Annotated in this window: 3 protein-coding genes; 1 reads left to right on the top strand and 2 read right to left on the bottom strand. The window is 74.4% G+C overall.

The genetic code is table 11. The features are described from left to right. The coding region (locus ACYVE9_RS24420) for an NAD(P)H-dependent oxidoreductase (protein WP_461030061.1) at positions 1 to 265 on the bottom strand (265 nt) is incomplete at its 3' end. Between the two features lie 221 nt (positions 266 to 486). Between ACYVE9_RS24420 and ACYVE9_RS24425 the strand changes: the two genes are divergently transcribed. Next, positions 487 to 1,425: a GlxA family transcriptional regulator gene (locus ACYVE9_RS24425; protein ID WP_461030063.1), complete on the top strand. Its 939-nt coding sequence runs from the start codon at positions 487 to 489 to the stop codon at positions 1,423 to 1,425. Here the strand turns inward: ACYVE9_RS24425 and ACYVE9_RS24430 are convergent. Continuing rightward, positions 1,383 to 2,034, bottom strand: a 652-nt coding sequence (locus ACYVE9_RS24430; RefSeq protein ID WP_461030062.1) for an NAD(P)H-dependent oxidoreductase, incomplete at its 5' end; no start/stop codon positions are given. The genes ACYVE9_RS24425 and ACYVE9_RS24430 overlap by 43 nt on opposite strands.

Consider the following 2,034-nt stretch of genomic DNA (forward strand, 5'->3'; position numbering starts at 1 on the left):
CCCCGGCGCCGGGAGCGCCCCCGGGCGCCGCCCGGCGGCCTGAATCGGAGCCCGGGTCCGAGGCCGGGTCCGGGTCCGGCTCCGGCTCCGGTGGGAAGTCCTCCGGGAAGTCCCCGGTGTCCACCACCGGCTTGAAGCCCATCGTGTACAGGTCGGACACCTGGGTCCGATGGCCGGCGGCGGTCAGTTCCCGCAGGCCCTCGTCCCTGAGCGACCCGTTGAGTGACCGCTGCTCGGGGTGGGCGAATATCCACAGCACGTTCATGGCTCCCAGCCTGCGGGCCGGCTCCGCCCGGAACGAGTGGCCAGAATGTCAGGTGGTGAAAGAATCTGGCCACACCGCCGTTACGCCACCGCAGCAGGGAGCCGCCCGTGACGAGCCAGCGCCAGCCCCAGGAGCCCCGCCCGCACCGGAACGGCGACCTCACACGCACGGCCGGGCCCCCGCGCCCTCACCGGGTCGCGGTCCTGGTCCGGCACGGTGTCATGCCGATGGAGCTGGGGCTGGTGCACCAGTTGTTCCGGCAGGCGGTCGGACCCGACGGCGACCCGCTCTACACCGTCGTCACCTGCACCCTGACGCCCGGCCGGGTACGCACCGACGCGGACTTCGCCGTGGAGGTCGACCACGGGCCGCAGGCGCTGGCGGAGGCGGACACCGTACTCGTCCCCGCCACCCACGAACCGGACGAGACGGAGACCGAGGGGCGGCTGACCCCGGCGCTCGCCGACGCCCTCGGACTGATCCGCCCCGGCGCCCGGATCGCGTCCATCTGCACCGGCGCCTTCGTCCTGGCCGCCGCCGGCCTGCTGGACGGCCGCCGCGCCACCACCCACTGGAAGTCCGCCGACCGGTTCCGCCGCCTCTTCCCCGGGGTCGACCTGGACCCCGAGGTGCTCTACGTCGACGAGGGCGACGTGCTCACCTCGGCCGGCGTGGCGTCCGGTATCGACCTGTGCCTGCACCTGGTCCGCGGCGACTTCGGCGCGGACGTGGCCGGCTCGGTGGCCCGTCGCACGGTGGTGCCGCCGCACCGGGAGGGCGGCCAGGCACAGTTCATCCCGCGCCCGGTCCCGTCCCCCGGCATGTCGTCCACCTCCGCTGCCCGCGCTTGGGCGCTGCGGCACCTGCACCGGCCGCTGACGCTCGCCGAGTTGGCCGACCGGGAGTCGATGAGCGTGCGGACGTTCACCCGCCGGTTCCGTGAGGAGGTCGGCCTGAGCCCCCAGGTGTGGCTCACCCGGCAGCGGGTGGAGCGGGCCAGGCACCTGTTGGAGACGAGCGACCTGCCGGTGGACCGGGTCGCGGCCGACGCGGGGTTCGGCACCTCGGCCTCGCTGCGCATGCACCTCCAGGCAGCGCTCGGCGTCTCCCCGAGCGCCTACCGCCGCACCTTCCGCGCCCGGTCCGCCGCCGACGCGTAGTGGGCTCCCAGGTCGGTGCGGCCCGGTGCGAGGTGCTCACGCAGGACCAGGTCCGCGTCGTAGTCGCCGCCGCGTTCGGACCGGAACGGCAGCGGCTCGGCGTCCGGCAGCTCCCGGAGGCGGGTGCGGAGCCGGGCGGCGGTCCGCTCGTACCCGGCCGGGGTGAGGCGGTCCGCGCCGTAGACCACGAAGGGCGGCAGGGCCGCCAGACCGGTGTACCAGTAGGTGCCGTGCAGCAGGGGGAACAGCACGTCGTTGATGTGGCCGTGCACCCCGCGCGGGCCGAAGCCGGAGGCCCGCGCGCCGACCGAGGTCACCGTCAGAGCCCGCTTCCCGGCCAGGCCGCCATCACCGTAGCGCCGGTGGTTGCCGTCGGCGTCCTTGAGCCCGAAGGCGAACCCCTGGACGAACACCCGGTCGAACCAGCCCTTGAGGATCGCGGGCGGACCGAACCACCACAGGGGGAAGTGGAACACCAGCGCGTCGGCCCGACGCACCTTCTCCTGCTCGGCCGCGATGTCGGCGCTCAACGCCGACCGCCGGTAGGCGCGCTCCTGCGCGGCTCGCGTCGGGCGCGAGGACTCCGAGGATGATCCGCATCGTGGTGGT

The sequence above is a fragment of the Streptomyces sparsus genome, assembly GCF_054776295.1.

What these genes read in the sequence shown, in the direction of transcription:
- ACYVE9_RS24425 (WP_461030063.1), top strand. Translation starts at nt 487, where the DNA reads ATGCCGATGGAGCTGGGGCTGGTGCACCAGTTGTTCCGGCAGGCGGTC.